Below are 16,098 nucleotides of genomic sequence, written 5' to 3' on the forward strand. Positions count from 1 at the left end.
GCCACCACCGGCACCCGCCAACCGATACACTGACCGCTGCTCACAGGTGGGGAATTCCGATAAGCACACCTGGGGATCTTCGATGAGCGCCGTCATGCAAGCGTAAGCGCACTACCCCACGAAGGTGCTCACCTCGCAGCGACAGGGGGAATGGAAGTCGCTGCGAGGTGGGCAGTCTGGTCTACCGCTCAGAGCAAGCCGAGGAGCTCCAGGTCGGTGGCGTACTTGACGATCACCGGTGCGGAGATGTGCGGGATGTCCTTGTCGGGCCCAATCTTGGCTTCCTGCACGGCCGCCCGGAAGTGATCCGCCGGCGCGAGGGACCCGTTGATCGGGTGCTCGGGCTTCTGGTAGTTGTGCAGCAGCGGGATCAGCGACGCATTGCGCTGCTTCTCCGGCAGTGCCCGCAGCGTGGTCTCGAACCGCTCGAGCCATGCCGCGTACCCGGGCACCCGGATGATCGGGTAGCCGGCCTCGATGAGCCAGTCGGCGAAGGTGTCCATGCTGATGCCGTCGTCGTAGGGGTTCATCACGTGGTAGGTCTCGTACCCGTCGATGACGTTGGCGCCGAGGGTGGAGATGGCGTCGGCGATGAACTCGACGGGCAGGCCGTCGAAGTGCGCGCGCTGTCGGCTGCCGCCAGCGTCCAGCTCGTAGAAGGAGTTTGGTGCCACGCCCGTGGCGACCAGGCTCAGCATCATGCGGGTGAACATGTCGGGCACGTTGAGCTGTCCGGCATAGGTGGTGTCTGCCATGATCATGTCGCAGCGGAACACCGACACGGGCAGGCCGGCCAGATCGTGCGCCTCGCGGAGCAGGACCTCACCGCCCCACTTGCTGTTGCCGTAACCGTTGGCGTAGCCGTCGTCGATGCTGCGGGTGGCGCTCATCTGCCGGACGTCGGAGACCTCGACGAACATGCCTGGCTCGATCTGGTCGCCGACGCCGATCGTGGAGACGTAGACGAACGGCTTGATCTTCGTGGTGAGGGCGATACGGATCAGCTCCGCGGTGCCGACGACGTTGGGCCCGAACAGCTGGCTGTAGGGCAGCACGTGGTTGACCAGGGCGGCCGGGTCGACGATCAGGTCGACGGTGTCGGCCAGGCGCTGCCAGATGCCGTGCTCCAGACCGAGATTCGCCTCGCCCTTGTCGCCGGCGAGCACCTCGAGGTGATCGGCGGCCAGCTCGCGGTAGTGGGCGAGCAGCTTCGGGTCGCCACTGTCGAACGTTGCGTCGACGCGTTCCCGCGCGGCGTCGGAGTCCTTGGCGCGGACCAGCGTGATGACCTTGCCGTCGACCAGATCCATCCGCTCCAGCCACTCCAGCAGCAGGTAGCGGCCGAGGAACCCGGTGGCCCCGGTGAGCAGCACCGTGCGAAACTCGGAGCTCGGGCCGGGCAGCGACGGCGCGGCCGCGAGGGTGGCCTCGTCGAGGAACTTGTCCAGCGTGAGATCGCTGGCACGAACCTCGGTGGCGTCGCGGCCGTGCACGGCGTCGAAGGTGGGCCGCTTGGACCCGCCGGACCGCTGGTCCTCGACGTAGGCGGCGATGGCGGCCAGGTCGCTGGCCGGGCTGACGATCACGCCGACCGGCACGTCGACACCGAAGATGTCGTGAAGGAGGTTGGCAAAGGTCAACGCCGACAACGAATCTCCACCGAGATCGGTGAACTGGGCGTCGGGTGCCGCGTCGGCGGAGGCGGCGCCGAGCAGCGCACCAGCTGCCCGGCTGACCGTCTCCAGGACCGGACGGTTGGCGCCGTCCTGGCGCAGCGTGCGCAGAACGTCTGCCTGGCCGTCGGTCAGGTCGACGTAGAGCTGCTCGAGCTCGGGGCCGTAGTACTCCTTGAGCTGCGGGCGGGCCAGCTTGCGGATGCCGGTGAGCAGACCGTTCTCGAGCGTGAAAGGCCGTGTCTCGACGATGAAGTCGCGCGGGATCTCGTAGGACTGCAAATCGGCTTCGCGGGCGATGCTCTGCAGCGCGTCGCTCAGCAGCGGCTTGACCGCGTCGACGTCGCCGCCGACGCTGGCCAGTGCATCGTCGGTCGGGACGACCACGGCCAGCACGTAGGAGCGAGCGCTGTTGCCGTACACGAAGATCTGGCGCACCGACGGGTGGCCGCCGTAGGCCGCCTCCAGCTTGGAGACGGTGACGAATTCGCCCTGCGAGAGCTTGAGGACGTTGTTGCGGCGGTCGACGTAGGTGAGGTGGTCGGGTGCGTGTTCGGCGAACACGTCACCGGTGTGATACCAGCCGTCGGCGTCGAACAGTTCGGCGGTCACCTCGGGGCGCTTGTAGTAGCCGGGGATGACATCGGGTGTCTTGACCCATAATTCGCCGCGGGGGTGCGGCCGGTCGGTGGCGAAGTAGCCGAGGTCGGGCACGTCGACCAGCTTGTAGTCGAGCACGGGTGGGCGCCGGATCTGGTCGTCGACGAGGATGATGCCGTCTTCGGTGGAGCCGTAGCCGTTGACGAGGTGGATGTCGATGAAGTCCTCGGTCCAGGCCCGCAGTTCGGGGGAGATGGGCGCGGAGCCGGTCAGCGCCGAGAACTGGCGTCCGCCAAGGAGATTCTCGCGCTGTTCGGCCATCACCTGCAGTTCGACGGTGTCGCGATCGGTGCCGTCTCCTGCCCGACGATCGACCTCGCTCTGCACCTCCTGGAAGAGCATCTCCCACAGGCGGGGGACCAGGTCGAGCTTGGTGGGGCGCACCAGCGCGAGGTCGTCCAGCAGGGTGGACAGGTCGGCCTTGGCGGCGAAGTAGGCCGTGCCGCCCGCGCCCAGCGTGGAGTACAGGATGACGCGACCCATGATGTGGCTGACGGGCATGAAGCTCAGCGTGATTGCGGGCAGCTTGCCCTCGGTATCCCAGTCGGGGCCGAACCATCCGCCGAAGGTCTTGGCCATCAGGCGATCGGTGTACATGGCGCCCTTGGGGGTGCCGGTGCTGCCCGAGGTGTAGATCAGCAGGCGCAGGTCGTCGCTGCGGCCGCGGGAGAGCTCCGGGCCGTCGCTGTGCTGGGCGCCGGCCCTGATGACGCCGTCGAGTGTCTCGACGGTGACGTGCAGCTCGGCCAGGCGGGTCGCGGCGGATGCGAAGGCCTCGCGGTGGTCGTCGATCTCCGGGTGGTAGTCGAACACCACCAGGCGCTGCGGGGCGTGCGCGGTGAGGGCGAGCTCGACGGCGTCGGTGAGGTGGTCGACGCTGGAGAGGATGGCCACCGGTTCGGTCTCGACGAGGATCGGGTGCAGTGTCTTGACGGGCGCGCTGGTCTGCAGCGGAACGGAGACGGCGCCGGTGAGGGCGAGGGCCATGTCGACGACGGCGTAGTCGGCGCTGGTGAAGCCGAGTGTGGCGACGCGGTCGCCGGGGTGGACGGGGTTGTTGGCCAGGGCGTCGGCGAGGGCCTTCACGCGGGCCCAGGTCTCGCCGTAGGTCAGGGTGTCGAAGCGCGGCGCGAACTTCGCGAAGGTGCGGCCGGTGGCGTCGGTGACGTAGTCGACGGCGCGCTGGCCGAGGGCGGGCCGGTCGGCGTAGCCGGTCATGACGGTGCGGATGACGTCGGTGAGCAGCAGGCCTTGGTCGCGGATGGTGGCGGAGATGGTTGGATCGGGCTGGGCGGCAATGAGTTGCGCGTCGCCAGAGGTCAACTGCTGGAAGCGGTATTGGAGCCGCGCTTCGCGAGCGTTGGCGGGAGTTGACATGGGTGTCTCCTCTGACAAATTGAGTCTCTAGTTCACTAGTCGGGACACCTCGTTGTGCCTACTAATCGAAAGTAGGTTAGGAAACCTATGTATTCCTGAGACTTGGCTGTGAGAGGTGGGGTGTGCAGCGAAAGGCCTTGCCGGAGCAGGCATTCACTCGGGAGCGGTGACCAATCTCACGGCGAGCGCCATGCTCGGCGGCTTGGCACGACGGCCAGATGCGATGCGCGGCGTCCCAGATCTCGTGGCATGGCAGGCTGTGTTGTTACGGAGTGTCCGTGAAATCTGCAGTTGGGTCGTCCCGGCATACCGGATAATTGGGGTCGCCGAAGTTTGACCATGGGGGTGGTGGAAATGCTGGTGGATCCGCAGATACTGAGGGCGTTTGCTGGACAAGTCAACGTCGCGGCAACAGAGATCACCAGCGCCGACATCGGCCACATCGTTTCGTCAGCAGCGGATGGTTTGCCGGGTTCGACGACCCAGTGGGCGGTGCATTCCGTTGGGGATCACTTCTCGCAAGAAGCTGCCAAGCTGGCGACGAACGTTGCACGGCTCGGAGAGGCAGTCCGTGGCGCCGGCGACAAGTTCGAGGTCACGGACGATGCCCTGGCAAGCGGATTCGACGGGCTGTTCTGACGATGCTGCCGTCGCGCCCCACACTCCGCAGTTGGAACCCGGAATCACTTGCCACGTCCGCGGATGCGATCGACGCAGGTGCGCCGTCGGTGTCTGGCGCAGTGACGGATATCGAGGCCAAGTGCCAAAGCATGCCGGCGGCTGAGGCGTGGTCGGGACACTCCCACGATGCCGCACTGGAGATGTTTTGGCGTGCCAGCAATGATGCTTCGGAGTTTTCCAAGTACGCGAACGCCATCGCGTCTGCACTCAGGGGTGGCAGCGCCGGGATCGGTGCCGCGAGGACGGCTCTCCTGACTACCGCGGACCAAGTCGACCAAGGTCCGCTGAACGTCAGCGACCAGTGGGTGGTCCTGATCGACCCCATACGGATGTCAGCGGAGCAACTCGCGAACCTCGAGCAGTTGGCGAAGGCGGAGCAAGCCACCATCAATGGCATGCTGACGACGGTCGGGCAGACCGACGAAGCAGCTGCGAATGCCGTTCTGGCGGCGGGCAGAAAGTTCGGCTTCGTCGACCCGGGTCCGATGACGTCGGATCCGGGGTCGTTGATGCTTCCGCCCGCTCAACGACCCGGTGACCAAGTGCCGAACCCGAACACCTCGGTCGGAATGCTCGAGCAAGAGGCGCTTCGCGATGGCGAGATGTCAATCACGATTCGGGAGACCACCTCATCGGTCAACAAGGACGGTGAGCAGGTGATGACCGCGATCATGCAGGACGGCAGCAAGAGCGTGATCACCAAGCACAGCCCCTTCGATTGGCAGGACAGGGGAAATTTCATCACCATCGATCAGTTCGACAAGAACGGAAACAAAACTTCAGAGGCCAGTTCCTGGCACGACTACGGGAACGGCTGTGACTACACGTCCATCAGCTGGCCGGATAACTCGAACTTCACGATGACGGTTGATTCAACGGGCGTCCGAAATGCTGGCTTCACGACTGCTGGGGGTAGACACGCGCAGATTCCCGTCGAAATGATCGACAACATCTCCCTGGTGTCGGGTGCCGGCCTTTCGGGGCTGGAGAAGCACGTGGTGGAAGGCGGCTCGTTGCCCATGATCACGGCCAGCTCGATCGAGGACGTGGGGAAGGCGGCGAAGTTCGGCGGCCCTGCCCTAGGCGTCGCAACGACGATTTTCGATATGGCGATGGCCGACACGGGACGGGAAAGATGCGCCGCAGCCGTGGCTGGGGCATTCGGCGCGGGCGGCGGTTGGGGAGGCGCTGAAGGGGGCGCGTTCCTAGGTACGTTCTTTGGGCCCGGCGCGCCTGTCGCAATACCAATTCTTGCAGCCGGGGGATCGCTGTTCGGTGGATTCGGTATGGGCGAACTTGGCAAGGCGATTGGAGAGGTTGCTTGTCCGTACTGAAGCTCCCAGAACCCGTGAACTGGCAAGCCAGCCGGCGGGTTCTCGTGTGGCTAACTCTTGGGGTGCTTGCGTTCACTTCGCTCGGGTTGTACTGGTCTGTGGTTGGGACTATTCGGGGCCACTATCTGACGCCGGTCGCACTGTTTGGGATAACCGCGTTTCCGCTAATCGCGATGGCAGCGCTGCTACTGGTGTCGTCGGGTCGGACCTCGTTGCGCGCTGAAACCGATTCGGACGGCACTGTTTTGCGTCCCGACCGCTTGTTCAGCACGCTGATGATCGTCGGATTCACGCTCGTTGTTCCCAGTGGGCTGGTCTTCATCTTCTGTGCCCCGACCGGCAGCCTCGACATCCCGATTTCACGCGGATATCAGATCTTCTCGCCGTTCGTGATGGCGTTAGCGGTCATGGCCGCCGTCATCGGACTGGTTGCCGTGGTGAGGCGTGGAGGAATCGGATACCTCAAGCTCACACCACAGGGAATCGACATCGCGAACATGATCTCTACGAAGTACGTCGATTGGAACGACGTCGTCGACGTCAAGGACACCACGGACACGAAGCGACGGACCCGCAAGGCGATCGTCTTCTGTCTCGAAGACGGCAGCGAGGAGATCGTGGACGGGGCTGACTTCTACGTGCCGAATGGGGTCGCGCTGTATTGGATGGTGCGGCACTACTGGCGCCATCCCGGTGATCGGTCGGAACTTACCGACGGGCGGGCGCTCGGGCGGCTTCGTGACGAGTCGTTTGCGCTCGAATAGTTGCCTTGGCCTGACGTGGTGGTTATGCGACGCCCGGGTAACAGCAAGTCGCCGACCTTCCCCCGTTCGCCGCGTCCATCATCGATGCGAGCAGTCCGGAGGGCTCGAGGATCCTAAATCACCGTTGTGAGTGCTCAGATCGTCCAGTCGCTGTCCGATCCGGGATTAGTTGAGAGTGCGGGGACGTGCTGACCGGCGCACTCTCATCTTGTTGCGGACGGGGTCATTTAAAGGCGATCCACGACAACGTGAGAGTGCCGGATGAAAATGCAGCAAGAGTTGAGAGCGCCGGACGGACGAGTTCATCCGGTTGATCCAGCTGGGTTTGGCCATGGACGCCGCGGCACCCGGGGCCGTCCGGATCGGTCAGGTGGAGCAGTAGACACCGAACGTCCCCTTGGTCACCGCCTTGACGTAGGACTGGGCGCCCGCGAGCAGGCGCATCTGTTCGTCCGTGCTGGCCGCAATGCTTAGGCCTGGTTGGGCGATGACGGTCGCGAATCGGATGAATAGCAGCGGTGCACGTTCCTGAATGCGCAGGAGTGCTTCTCGATCACCGACTTCGTAAGCGGTTTGTCCTGTTCGCAACGCGTAGTTACGTGCCCGGCGATCGATGTGGTTGATCAGCGGGATCGCACCATGGTCTCGCCAGCGGGCCCCGCGGGTGGCCTGACCGCATACCTCGTAGAGGTCGGCGAGCCGGCCGCCCGGAATGGATTTCGATGAGTACTTGCAGTGCACCAGTGTGACAATCAAATCGCTGCCGTCGATCCGAAGACCTACTAGATCAGCTGCTTCGCCGGCGCGGTCGTCGTCGATGAGGACATCGAATGCCTGATGCTGCTGCAGGTGTCGAGACATGTAGGCCTGCACGGAATCTTGGCGCCGGTGGTCGCCTTGGGACTCCACCGTGATGTCGACTCCGTCGGCAGACCACGGCAGCGGCGATAGGTTGACGCGGTCGTAGGGCGGCAGTTCAGTGCGCGGCTCCAGCAAGCGATCATCGCCGGTGATGAGTCGGTCGCCGCTGAGGAACAGGGTCGGCTTGTGGTTGTTGAACCACGTCGACAGCGGGACTGCCGATCCGCGGCTCTCGACTTCGACCTCCGCGCCGACGGCCCGGTAATGCAGACCCGTGTGACCCACCACCGCGGTATACGAAACTTCCCACAGCGTCGTCAGTACCGAGAACCGGAATGGTCCCTCGGTTGAGTAATCGTCGACCCGAAAGTCGACATCGGTGAGTAAGAACCGCTTGCCGTCGTAGACCGCGTGTTGAGCGGTGCCGGTGCCGAGGTATAGGTTCCACGGCCATTCCAGGGCCAGCAGCGGATGCTGAGGGCGCTGTGTTACCGCCATCGGGATGATCATCTCGCGGAACAAGGAACGCAAGTCGACCGATGTATCAAGTAATTTGGTGCCTTGGCGCCGACACCAGTCCCGCCACTGGGACAGGCCAGGTGCGGTACGCATCGACCAGAAGCGGCCCGACAGCGCGGCAGCAATCGTCACCCGTTCGCCGTCCTCGAACGCTTTCGCGGCGATATGGGTGTTGGTTTTGTGGTTGCGTTCGGCCTCATTCAGTGCGGTTTCCACATCGCTGCCGACGTGCATGGAGAAGCGCTTGTCGCGGTCGCGCGAATCGAGCAAGCCGACGTTGGTCGGTATCAGGCGATCGACCCGAGCAAAGACACGGAACGTGTCCATCCCGCGGATCATCGCCGGGTCTTCGCCGAGCACGGCCAGGGCCAACTCGTCGTACTTGCGGTCGGTATCGGAGCCGTGGATGAACAGCAAACCGAGACTGTTGTCGAAGTACATCGCGACCAAGTCGTATGACACGGTCTGCAATCCAGGTACCTCACCCCATCTGAGGTCGCCGACCGACTCGATTACGAACCACGCGACGTTGTCGGCTGAGCTCATGCTGATGACGCCTTCTAGTACAGATTCACCGTAGACATCCAGCGCTGCATCAGGATTCCACTCGGTCGCGTAGGTGCGGTAGGCCACGGCGCTCATCTTCGGCTCCACCAACCCGACGGGCACCTCCGACGGTGTCGTTGCAAAGGACTGATCGAACTCGCTAATCTCTTCAGCCCTGGCTATCGCGCGGTCGGTGATGTCGCTGAGCACCTTGTCCCAGTCGGGATCTTCCCTAAGCAACTTCCGCAAGGGTGAGAAGGGCGTCGCGGGGTCTCGGGAGACGAATACGCTCGCCGGGCCAATAAGTTTTGCGGATTTCGTTCTCGCCAAACGTCCGACGAGCTGTATCACCGGCCCGAGGGACCTGCGGTTGTCGTGAAAGGCAGCGATTTTCAGATTGGGCAGGTCGAAGCCCTCGCCGAGCATGTCGACGCATACGATCAAGTGGCATTCGCAGTTGGAAAGTGCGGCGAGTACTTCTGCCTTTCGGCGCGCGCTGAGACCGTCGTGCAATAGCCGCGGTTCAGCTTCGGGTGCCATCGACTGGTACATCGCAAAAATCTCGTCGGCACGCGCCTTTGTCGCGGCGCGCGCCAGCAGGATGTGCTCGAATCCAGCCTCGCGATCCCTCCGCAGTCGCGCGACCGCAGCGGCCGCCAGGTCGCGGTCAGTGTCGCCGATCGCGACAACGGAGGCGAACTCAATGCGACTGAAGTAGCCGTCCTTTTGGGCCTCGCGCAGCGGAAATCGCGAGACGACACGGCCTGGTAGCGAACGTCCGTCCGTGCGGAACGGTGTCGCGGTGAACAGCAAAACTGGGCGCGTATCGAACTGACGGATGATGGCGTTCCACGTGGTCGCAGGCGCATGATGAGCCTCGTCTACTACAAGGTGGGTGAAGCGATCCAATAGCACCGCACGCGCTCCGGGATCACCCCGTGTAGAGCGTTCGGCGTTGCCACGACCACGTTGCTTCGTTGAACGAAGATCGCAGCTTCACCGGGATCGGTGAATCCGTGCTCAAGGCGCCCAACGCATGGGCGCTGTGCCATCGGCAACACAATGCCTTCGCGCTGCAGTATCCCCAGAGATTCGAACTTCGCCGCGATCTGATCCCGCAGTGCAGTAGACGGAACGATCACCAATAGTTTGGCGGGACGAGTGGCCACCATCCACGCCAACATTGTCTCAGTTTTCCCAGTGCCCGTGGGCATTACGACGATAGCGGGCTCGTCCAAGCCCGAAGACTGGTATCCGACAATTGAGTGCAATGCAGCGATCTGTGGTCGTCGCAAGCTGCCAGGCTCGTCGTGGGGAGTGAATCCGATTGCACCCCTGAAAGTCTCAAGCACCACATCGGGATCGAGCTGCTTGCGAGTGCCGCTCCAGTTGACGCGAAATGTCGACCCATTGACCGTCGGAAGGACCGCGACGAGATGCTCAGCAGCGGCATCGCCGGCGCCGCGAATCGCCGGCCATCGACCGTGACTGCCATGCACACTGATGCCGACAGCGTCCTCGGAGACGGCTAGCTCCCCGCATGCGGGGACGAGTAGCTGACGAACTGTGTTGCCGCCGACATCGAACTGCTCGGCCCAGACATTGGCTGTACTAATCGCCACGCCGACCTCCTGAGAGCGGTGCGTCTACACGGCGTCGGTAGGCATTCAGATCGGCAGTCTGGCGTCGGATCATTGCGACCGTTCGGCTGGTATGTCGGATCCTCTGGTCTTGCGTACGCTCTCCGGCCGCTGGTCTTGGCTGACATGCTGTCCACTGGGCAACTGTTGCGGTGAGGTCATATATCACCGTATCGTCCGCCCGTACAGATGAGTCCAACTTGGAACGTCCGCCCACATCGAATCGGTCAGTAAATATGGGCGGATGAGCTCGGCGTCCTGATCGGTTAGCGTTCCGTCTAGAGCGCCGCGAGCGGCCCAGGCACCCACCCCCGCCACAAGATCAGCCACTTGCACACGTGCGTCGGTACGCGAATCCACCTGCTGCAGTGCGGCAATTGGCGGCGGGGCAACCATGTTTGGCCACGTGGTGGTGGATACTGCCAGTATGTCCTTGACCGCGGCGGGAGTCAGCGCCGCGTAGCGATCATGAACGACCTCAATAGGAACGCGATGCACTTCATGCCAGGCTTTGGCCGCGCTGACGATCGCGGGAATGATCGGTTCCAGCGTTCCCATGCTGGTGATCGGACCATCCGGCCCGTAGTCCGCAAGGTGGTGCCTACCCTGCCATAGCCGTTGCATGATGGCGGTAACACTGCGTCGATTGTTCCGAAGTCGGAGATCATCGATCGTCTGAAGCAGCTCAGTTTCAGTCGTTTTCGCTCCCACCCGCTGTCTGCGACGAACAAACGACACGAACTCACCGAGCAGCTGTTGCCAACGGCTTTCGCCGAACGCGCGGCGCCCTTCCTGCATCAGCGTCTGTGCCATTCGATAGGCCTCGCCTGTCGAATAGATGTCGTCGCCATTCGCGTAGGCGTCCTCCTCGACCACCAGATCAATGACCTTGGCTGCCGCCATATACCACTTGTCGATTACCAGAAACTTCACTCGGTCCGACAGTGGTCCACCGGTCGCGAACGTATCCAGGAGCGCGGCCCGCCGCTGCGCATTCTGTAGCAGCGTAGTGGATTTAAGTTCGGGACCTTTGAACTTCACGGTGTCGCGAAGGCCGTCGATAAACTGCGATGCGGCGGCCGCATCGAGATCGGTGCTGCCGTGGGCGAAGACTCTTGAGCTGCCCTCGATGAGATTTTCTCCGTCAGAACCGGATTCATCGCACGCGATTTGAACAACTTGTGCAGCGCCGGCTTCGACTGCTTTTGCAGATGTGATTAGGTTGCTCAATGTTCGTGAGCGTTCATAGCGGTTAGAACGCCAGATCCGCGAGCTGCACACCCAACGCATACGCGACAGATTTCAACACGGGCGGAGAGAGCGACTCGCGGTTCGCGGGGATCGTAAGCGGTTGCTTCCCAACATGTTTGAGTCGAATATGTGACCCCTTGCCTCGGCCCGGGTCAACTTTCCAGCCTCGATTTTCCAGATGCTGGATGGCTTTTCTGCTGCTTACGGAGGGCAGTGCCGGGGTGTGGCCGATCCAGGGCAGGATCGGTTCCTGGCCTTTCGGCACCAGTACGTGGGTGATGCGCTGGCAGTCGAACAGGCCACGGCAGAGGTGCGGGGCCAGACTCCACTCACCGGCCGTGCGCTTGGGTTCGGCGGCTGCTTCATGCACTTGGCTCATCAGCCCGCGTTGCGCCTGGTCGAACGTTCGGTCATAGAGGTAGCGGCCAGCTTCGCGATAACTGGGCGGAAGAGTCCGAAACCATTCCGTGAGCATCGCCAGCGTCGCTTCACGGACCGGCTTGGGAACGCCTCGGCGGTAGAGATTCTCAGTCTTGAAGCGGCGGTACATCTCGGCGCACGCAAGCGCCTCTTCGAGCACGTCGTCAGATCCTTGCTGAATGAGTGGGATGTACACAGCTTTTGAATAGGGGATGTAGCGCCGGGTGCGCTCCACAATTTCGAATCGGATCGCTAGCGATTCGATCTTGTGGTGATACGCCTCATGGAGGTAGAGCACCGACATTGCTGCACGTGACGCACCGTCAACGTTGTCGTGCACCTCGCGCTCGGGCTCCGGCAATCGATTGAGAATCGTGGCGGCAACGTCGAAGACAGCTGACTCCCGGATGTAGATCGCCGAGCCAAGACCGAAATAGTGGATTGGTGTGTACCAGGCAAGGGCGTCCAACACGTCGGGGGGCGGGACCAGGAAACCGCCATTCGCCCGCTCTCGGATCTCGTCGTAAACGTTCGGTCGCCCTGGCGCCCAGTCGAGTGACGCACCCATGTCCGAGTCCTTTGGGTGGATCTGGGTCCAGTCCGGCTCGTATACATCGGAGTCGTCTGGTTCGCCAGGCCACGGTCCGTTGCTGTCGAGATCGACGAGGTCCATCTCTACGAGGGTGTCCACTACCTCAGGAAGTGAGAGCGCTTCAGTCACGGACAGATATTGTCATAATCGTTAAAGGTTGCTGGAGCGCCACGACGGTAATGAAATCCGGACAATGTCCGAGAACCCCAGCTACCGTGGTGCTGCGTGGGGGAGACACCGCAGGCACAGGCTGACTACCTATCGCCCGGCCAACGTTCAACAATCCGCCGAGCCGTACAAGAGGCAATCAACGAACACGGCATCGAATGGGCAATGCGGAACACCTGCGCTCAGCTCGAAGCAAAGTACGGGATCTCGTACGACACGATCGAGTACCTGCTTCATGCCGAATTACCGGCCGCACTGCCCGAGGAACTGCTGACCTCGGGCCAGCGCAACAGGGTTCGACGGGACTTCAGCGCCGCGACCTCAACCACCGACCCAATCCAAAGACGGAACGCTGCTGCTAAGGCGGTCAAGCAATCCGCCGAGCACTTCGGAGTGTCAGAAGACGCCATCCGCGCCGTTGTCGGTATCGACGGCGATACTGTTCGGCCAACGCCACCACTCGGAGGATCACCTGTGTCTGTAGCTGCAGCGACCCTGCCCGAACCGGGTCAGGTTGTCGAGGTCCGCGGCTCCACGTGGGCCGTCGCCAACGTCCAGGCCCAGGGCCTGCCACTCAGCCCGGCAGACGACGCAGCCGCGAAGCTCAACCACGTCATTGACCTCCAGTCACTCGACGAGGATCGCCTTGGAGAGCAGCTCTCGGTGGTCTGGGAGTTGGAGGTCGGCAAGACTGTCACCCCGCAGCAAGGGTTACCCGAGCAGATCAACCCGGATGGCTTCGATGATCCCGTCACCTTGGCAGGGTTCATCGACGCGATGCGTTGGGGCGCGGTCACCTCGGCAGACCCCAACCGTTACCAGGCGCCGTTCTGGTCCGGCGTCACTGTGGAGGCTTACCAGCTCGAACCGTTGCGACGGGCGCTGACGAGTCCGCGGACCAATCTGCTCCTGGCCGACGACGTGGGGTTGGGCAAGACGATCGAGGCCGGTCTGGTCGTGCAGGAACTGTTCCTGCGGCATCGTGCCCGCACCGCCGTGATCGTGTGCCCTCCAAGCCTGGCACTGAAGTGGCAAGACGAAATGCGGGACAAGTTCGGCCTGCAGTTCGTCATCGTCAACAGCGTGCTGATGGCCGAGGTGCGTCGCACCCACGGCCTGCACGCCAACCCCTTCCAGCTGTATCCACGGGTAATCGTGTCCATGGCGTGGCTGCCACAGGTGCGCTGCCAGCGTCTTCTGCGCGACGTCTACGCCCAAGCCAGAAACCCCAAGCTGGGCAAGCGATTCGCCTTCGACATGCTCATCGTCGACGAAGCCCACCACGTCGCCCCGTCGAGCCCTTCGACCATCGCCGGTGGACGCGGCTATTCGGTGGACACACAGCGGACCATTGCAGTGCGCCAACTCGCCGACACTTGCGAGCACCGTCTGTTCCTGAGCGCGACCCCGCACAACGGCTACCCGGAATCGTTCACCGCGCTGATGGAGATGATCGACCCCCGTCGGTTCTCCCGCGGCGCTCTGCTGGACGCCGCCGCGCTCAAGGACGTGACCGTCCGCCGCCTCAAGCGCGACCTCAAAGACAAAGGCTTCAAGGACCGCAAGGTCAAAACCCTCGACTTCACGCCCGAAGACAGCGAGCAGGAGATGTTCTCGCTGCTCGACGGGATCGTCACCCGCAGTGCCAAGCAGAACGGCACCAAACCGGGCGGCGACATCGTGACCATGCTGCTCAAGAAGCGGTTCCTGTCTAGCCCGTTCGCCTTCGGAATGACGATCAGCCACTACCGAGAGACGCGAGCCGGACGCGGCCTGCGCGACGACGACTACGAAGAAGTCTTCGGAGAAGGCCAGGCCGACGAAGAAGAAGGTCTGTGGCAGCACGACGAGGCCGAGCGGCTGCGGGAGTCCAAGACCTCCGATCCGCTCGGTGCCGCCGAGCCCGGTCAACTACAACAGCTCGCCGACTGGGGCTTGAGCTACGAAGGCCGACCCGACTCGCGCCTGGAGCGGCTGATCAGCTTCCTGGACGCGGTGTGCCGGCCCGACGGCACCCACTGGTCCAACGAGCGCGTCGTGGTGTTCACCGAATATGCCCACACCCTCGGCTGGCTGCAGCGGGTACTGGTCCAGCGCGGCTACGCCGACCGGCTGGCCATCATCGAGGGTGCGACACCCCCTGAGGACCGGGAGTACATCCGCTCGCAGTTCACCGCCGAGCCGGCCGAAGAACCGGTGCGGGTGCTGCTGGCCACCGATGCCGCCGGCGAAGGCATCGACCTGCAAAACCACTGCCACCGGCTGGTCAACTTCGATATCCCGTTCAACCCGTCCCGGCTCGAACAGCGCATCGGCCGCATCGACCGCTACGGGCAGACCGAAACACCCGAGGTGTTCCATTTCGTGCCCGACGACAAGTCCTCCACCTACGCCGCCGACGCGAACTTCATGGCACGCATCGCCAAGAAGATCGCCCAGGTCGAGGTGGATCTGGGATCGGCCAACCAGGTAATCGGTAACGAGATCCAAGAACACTTCGCCCGCCGCGCACCGGCCAAACGTAAAGCCAACGGACTCGATGGCAACAAGGTGATCCAGGAAGCCTTGGCCGGCGGCATCGAACTCAATACGCGGCTCACCGAGCTGGAGCGCGGCTTCGACGCATCCCGCGCCGATCTACATCTAGAACCGCAGAACCTACGTCGCGTGGTCGACACGGCACTGCGGATCAACCATCAGCTTCCGTTGGAGACGGTCGGCGATGCCGACACTGATGCCGAGGTGTTCAAGATGCCTCCGCTGAGCCCCGCATGGCAGGACACCCTCAAAGGCTTGCCGACCCGATTGAAACCCGATGTGCTACGCCCGATTACGTTCGATTCTTCTGCCGCCGAAGGGCGCGCCGATCTGGTGTACGTCCACCTCGGGCATCCAATCGTGCAGAAAGCGCAACGGCTGCTGCGCCGCTCGCTGTGGAGTGTGGATTCGACCTTGAACCGGGTGACCGCGGTGGTGATTGACGATACGGCAGAGTCCTTCGTGGCCGCCGTGACCCGGATGGTGCTCGTCGGTCGGGGAGGGATACGCCTGCACGAGGAAGTGTTCCTGGTTGGTGTTCGGCTACGGGGACGTCGAGCGATGGCCGAGGAGAAGGCCGAACACGCCCTCGATCATGCCCTCGACGACGACCGGCTGACCCTGGCCAGCCGCAGGATTCGCGTTGACCTGTGCGACATCTGGAACGCCACGGACGCACCGCTGCGGGCGAGGCTGGAGGATTCGATGCACGCTCGCGCCGACCGCCGACACACGCGGGTACTAGAACAATTGGACAAACGTCGAGCTTCCGATATCCAGCGGGCCCGCGACATCTTCGCCGCGTTTCGGACGAACCTAGGTGAATCGCTGGATCTATTGCGCGGCAGAGACGCCGAAGCCCAGGCCATGCTGTGGGCCGACGACCAGCAGAAGCAATGGCGCCGAGACATCGACTCGATGCAGCGCCGCCTCAACGAACTCGACGACGAGGAGGCCCGCGAGGTCGCGGCGATCACTGACCGCTACGCCGACGTGAAACCCCACACCACCGCCGCGGCGTTGGTGTTCGCCCTCACCCCCGAAGACGCGAAAGGAGGGCTGCGCTAATGACGC

At 63.2% G+C, this 16,098-nt stretch carries 9 protein-coding genes and 1 pseudogene; 4 read left to right on the top strand and 6 right to left on the bottom strand.

From position 1 onward, the window contains the following. Positions 1 to 188: 188 nt before the first annotated feature. Positions 189 to 3,710, bottom strand: coding sequence for a carboxylic acid reductase (gene car / locus HNP02_RS20045; protein WP_184441783.1), 3,522 nt, complete (start codon positions 3,708 to 3,710; stop codon positions 189 to 191). A gap of 354 nt (positions 3,711 to 4,064) precedes the next feature. Here car and HNP02_RS20050 point away from each other — a divergent pair, with 354 nt between their 5' ends. The 3 genes from HNP02_RS20050 (at position 4,065) to HNP02_RS20060 (ending at position 6,489) form a co-directional block, all read left to right on the top strand. Further along, positions 4,065 to 4,349 (top strand): WXG100 family type VII secretion target, encoded by a 285-nt coding sequence (locus tag HNP02_RS20050; RefSeq protein WP_184442527.1) that lies wholly within the window; start codon positions 4,065 to 4,067, stop codon positions 4,347 to 4,349. A gap of 584 nt (positions 4,350 to 4,933) precedes the next feature. Beyond that, the gene (locus HNP02_RS42860) at positions 4,934 to 5,725 is read left to right on the top strand and encodes a hypothetical protein (protein WP_255506727.1); all 792 of its coding nucleotides are present in this window, start codon (positions 4,934 to 4,936) and stop codon (positions 5,723 to 5,725) included. 173 nt (positions 5,726 to 5,898) lie between these two features. Further along, on the top strand, positions 5,899 to 6,489 hold the full coding sequence (locus HNP02_RS20060; protein ID WP_184441787.1) for a hypothetical protein: 591 nt from the start codon (positions 5,899 to 5,901) through the stop codon (positions 6,487 to 6,489). Positions 6,490 to 6,855: 366 nt separating this feature from the next. Here HNP02_RS20060 and HNP02_RS20065 read toward each other — a convergent pair whose 3' ends face one another. The 5 genes and pseudogenes from HNP02_RS20065 to HNP02_RS43770 form a co-directional block, all read right to left on the bottom strand. Then, positions 6,856 to 9,228: a DEAD/DEAH box helicase gene (locus tag HNP02_RS20065; RefSeq protein ID WP_255506728.1), complete on the bottom strand. Its 2,373-nt coding sequence runs from the start codon at positions 9,226 to 9,228 to the stop codon at positions 6,856 to 6,858. Between the two features lie 30 nt (positions 9,229 to 9,258). Beyond that, positions 9,259 to 9,330, bottom strand: a pseudogene (locus HNP02_RS44075) (hypothetical protein); the annotation flags it as partial. Then, entirely contained in the window at positions 9,300 to 10,037 is a 738-nt protein-coding gene (locus HNP02_RS43765; protein WP_184441791.1) for a DEAD/DEAH box helicase family protein, read from the bottom strand. The pseudogene HNP02_RS44075 and the gene HNP02_RS43765, both read right to left, overlap by 31 nt. A gap of 183 nt (positions 10,038 to 10,220) precedes the next feature. After that, positions 10,221 to 11,285, bottom strand: coding sequence for a DUF3800 domain-containing protein (locus HNP02_RS20075; RefSeq protein WP_184441792.1), 1,065 nt, complete (start codon positions 11,283 to 11,285; stop codon positions 10,221 to 10,223). A gap of 22 nt (positions 11,286 to 11,307) precedes the next feature. Beyond that, entirely contained in the window at positions 11,308 to 12,447 is a 1,140-nt protein-coding gene (locus HNP02_RS43770) for a type II toxin-antitoxin system HicA family toxin (RefSeq protein ID WP_184441794.1), read from the bottom strand. Positions 12,448 to 12,960: 513 nt separating this feature from the next. Between HNP02_RS43770 and drmD the strand changes: the two genes are divergently transcribed. Next, entirely contained in the window at positions 12,961 to 16,092 is a 3,132-nt protein-coding gene (gene drmD / locus HNP02_RS20085; protein ID WP_309241636.1) for a DISARM system SNF2-like helicase DrmD, read from the top strand. Positions 16,093 to 16,098 lie beyond the last annotated feature (6 nt).

The organism is Mycobacterium sp. AZCC_0083, from assembly GCF_014202335.1.
Lineage (GTDB): Bacteria > Actinomycetota > Actinomycetes > Mycobacteriales > Mycobacteriaceae > Mycobacterium.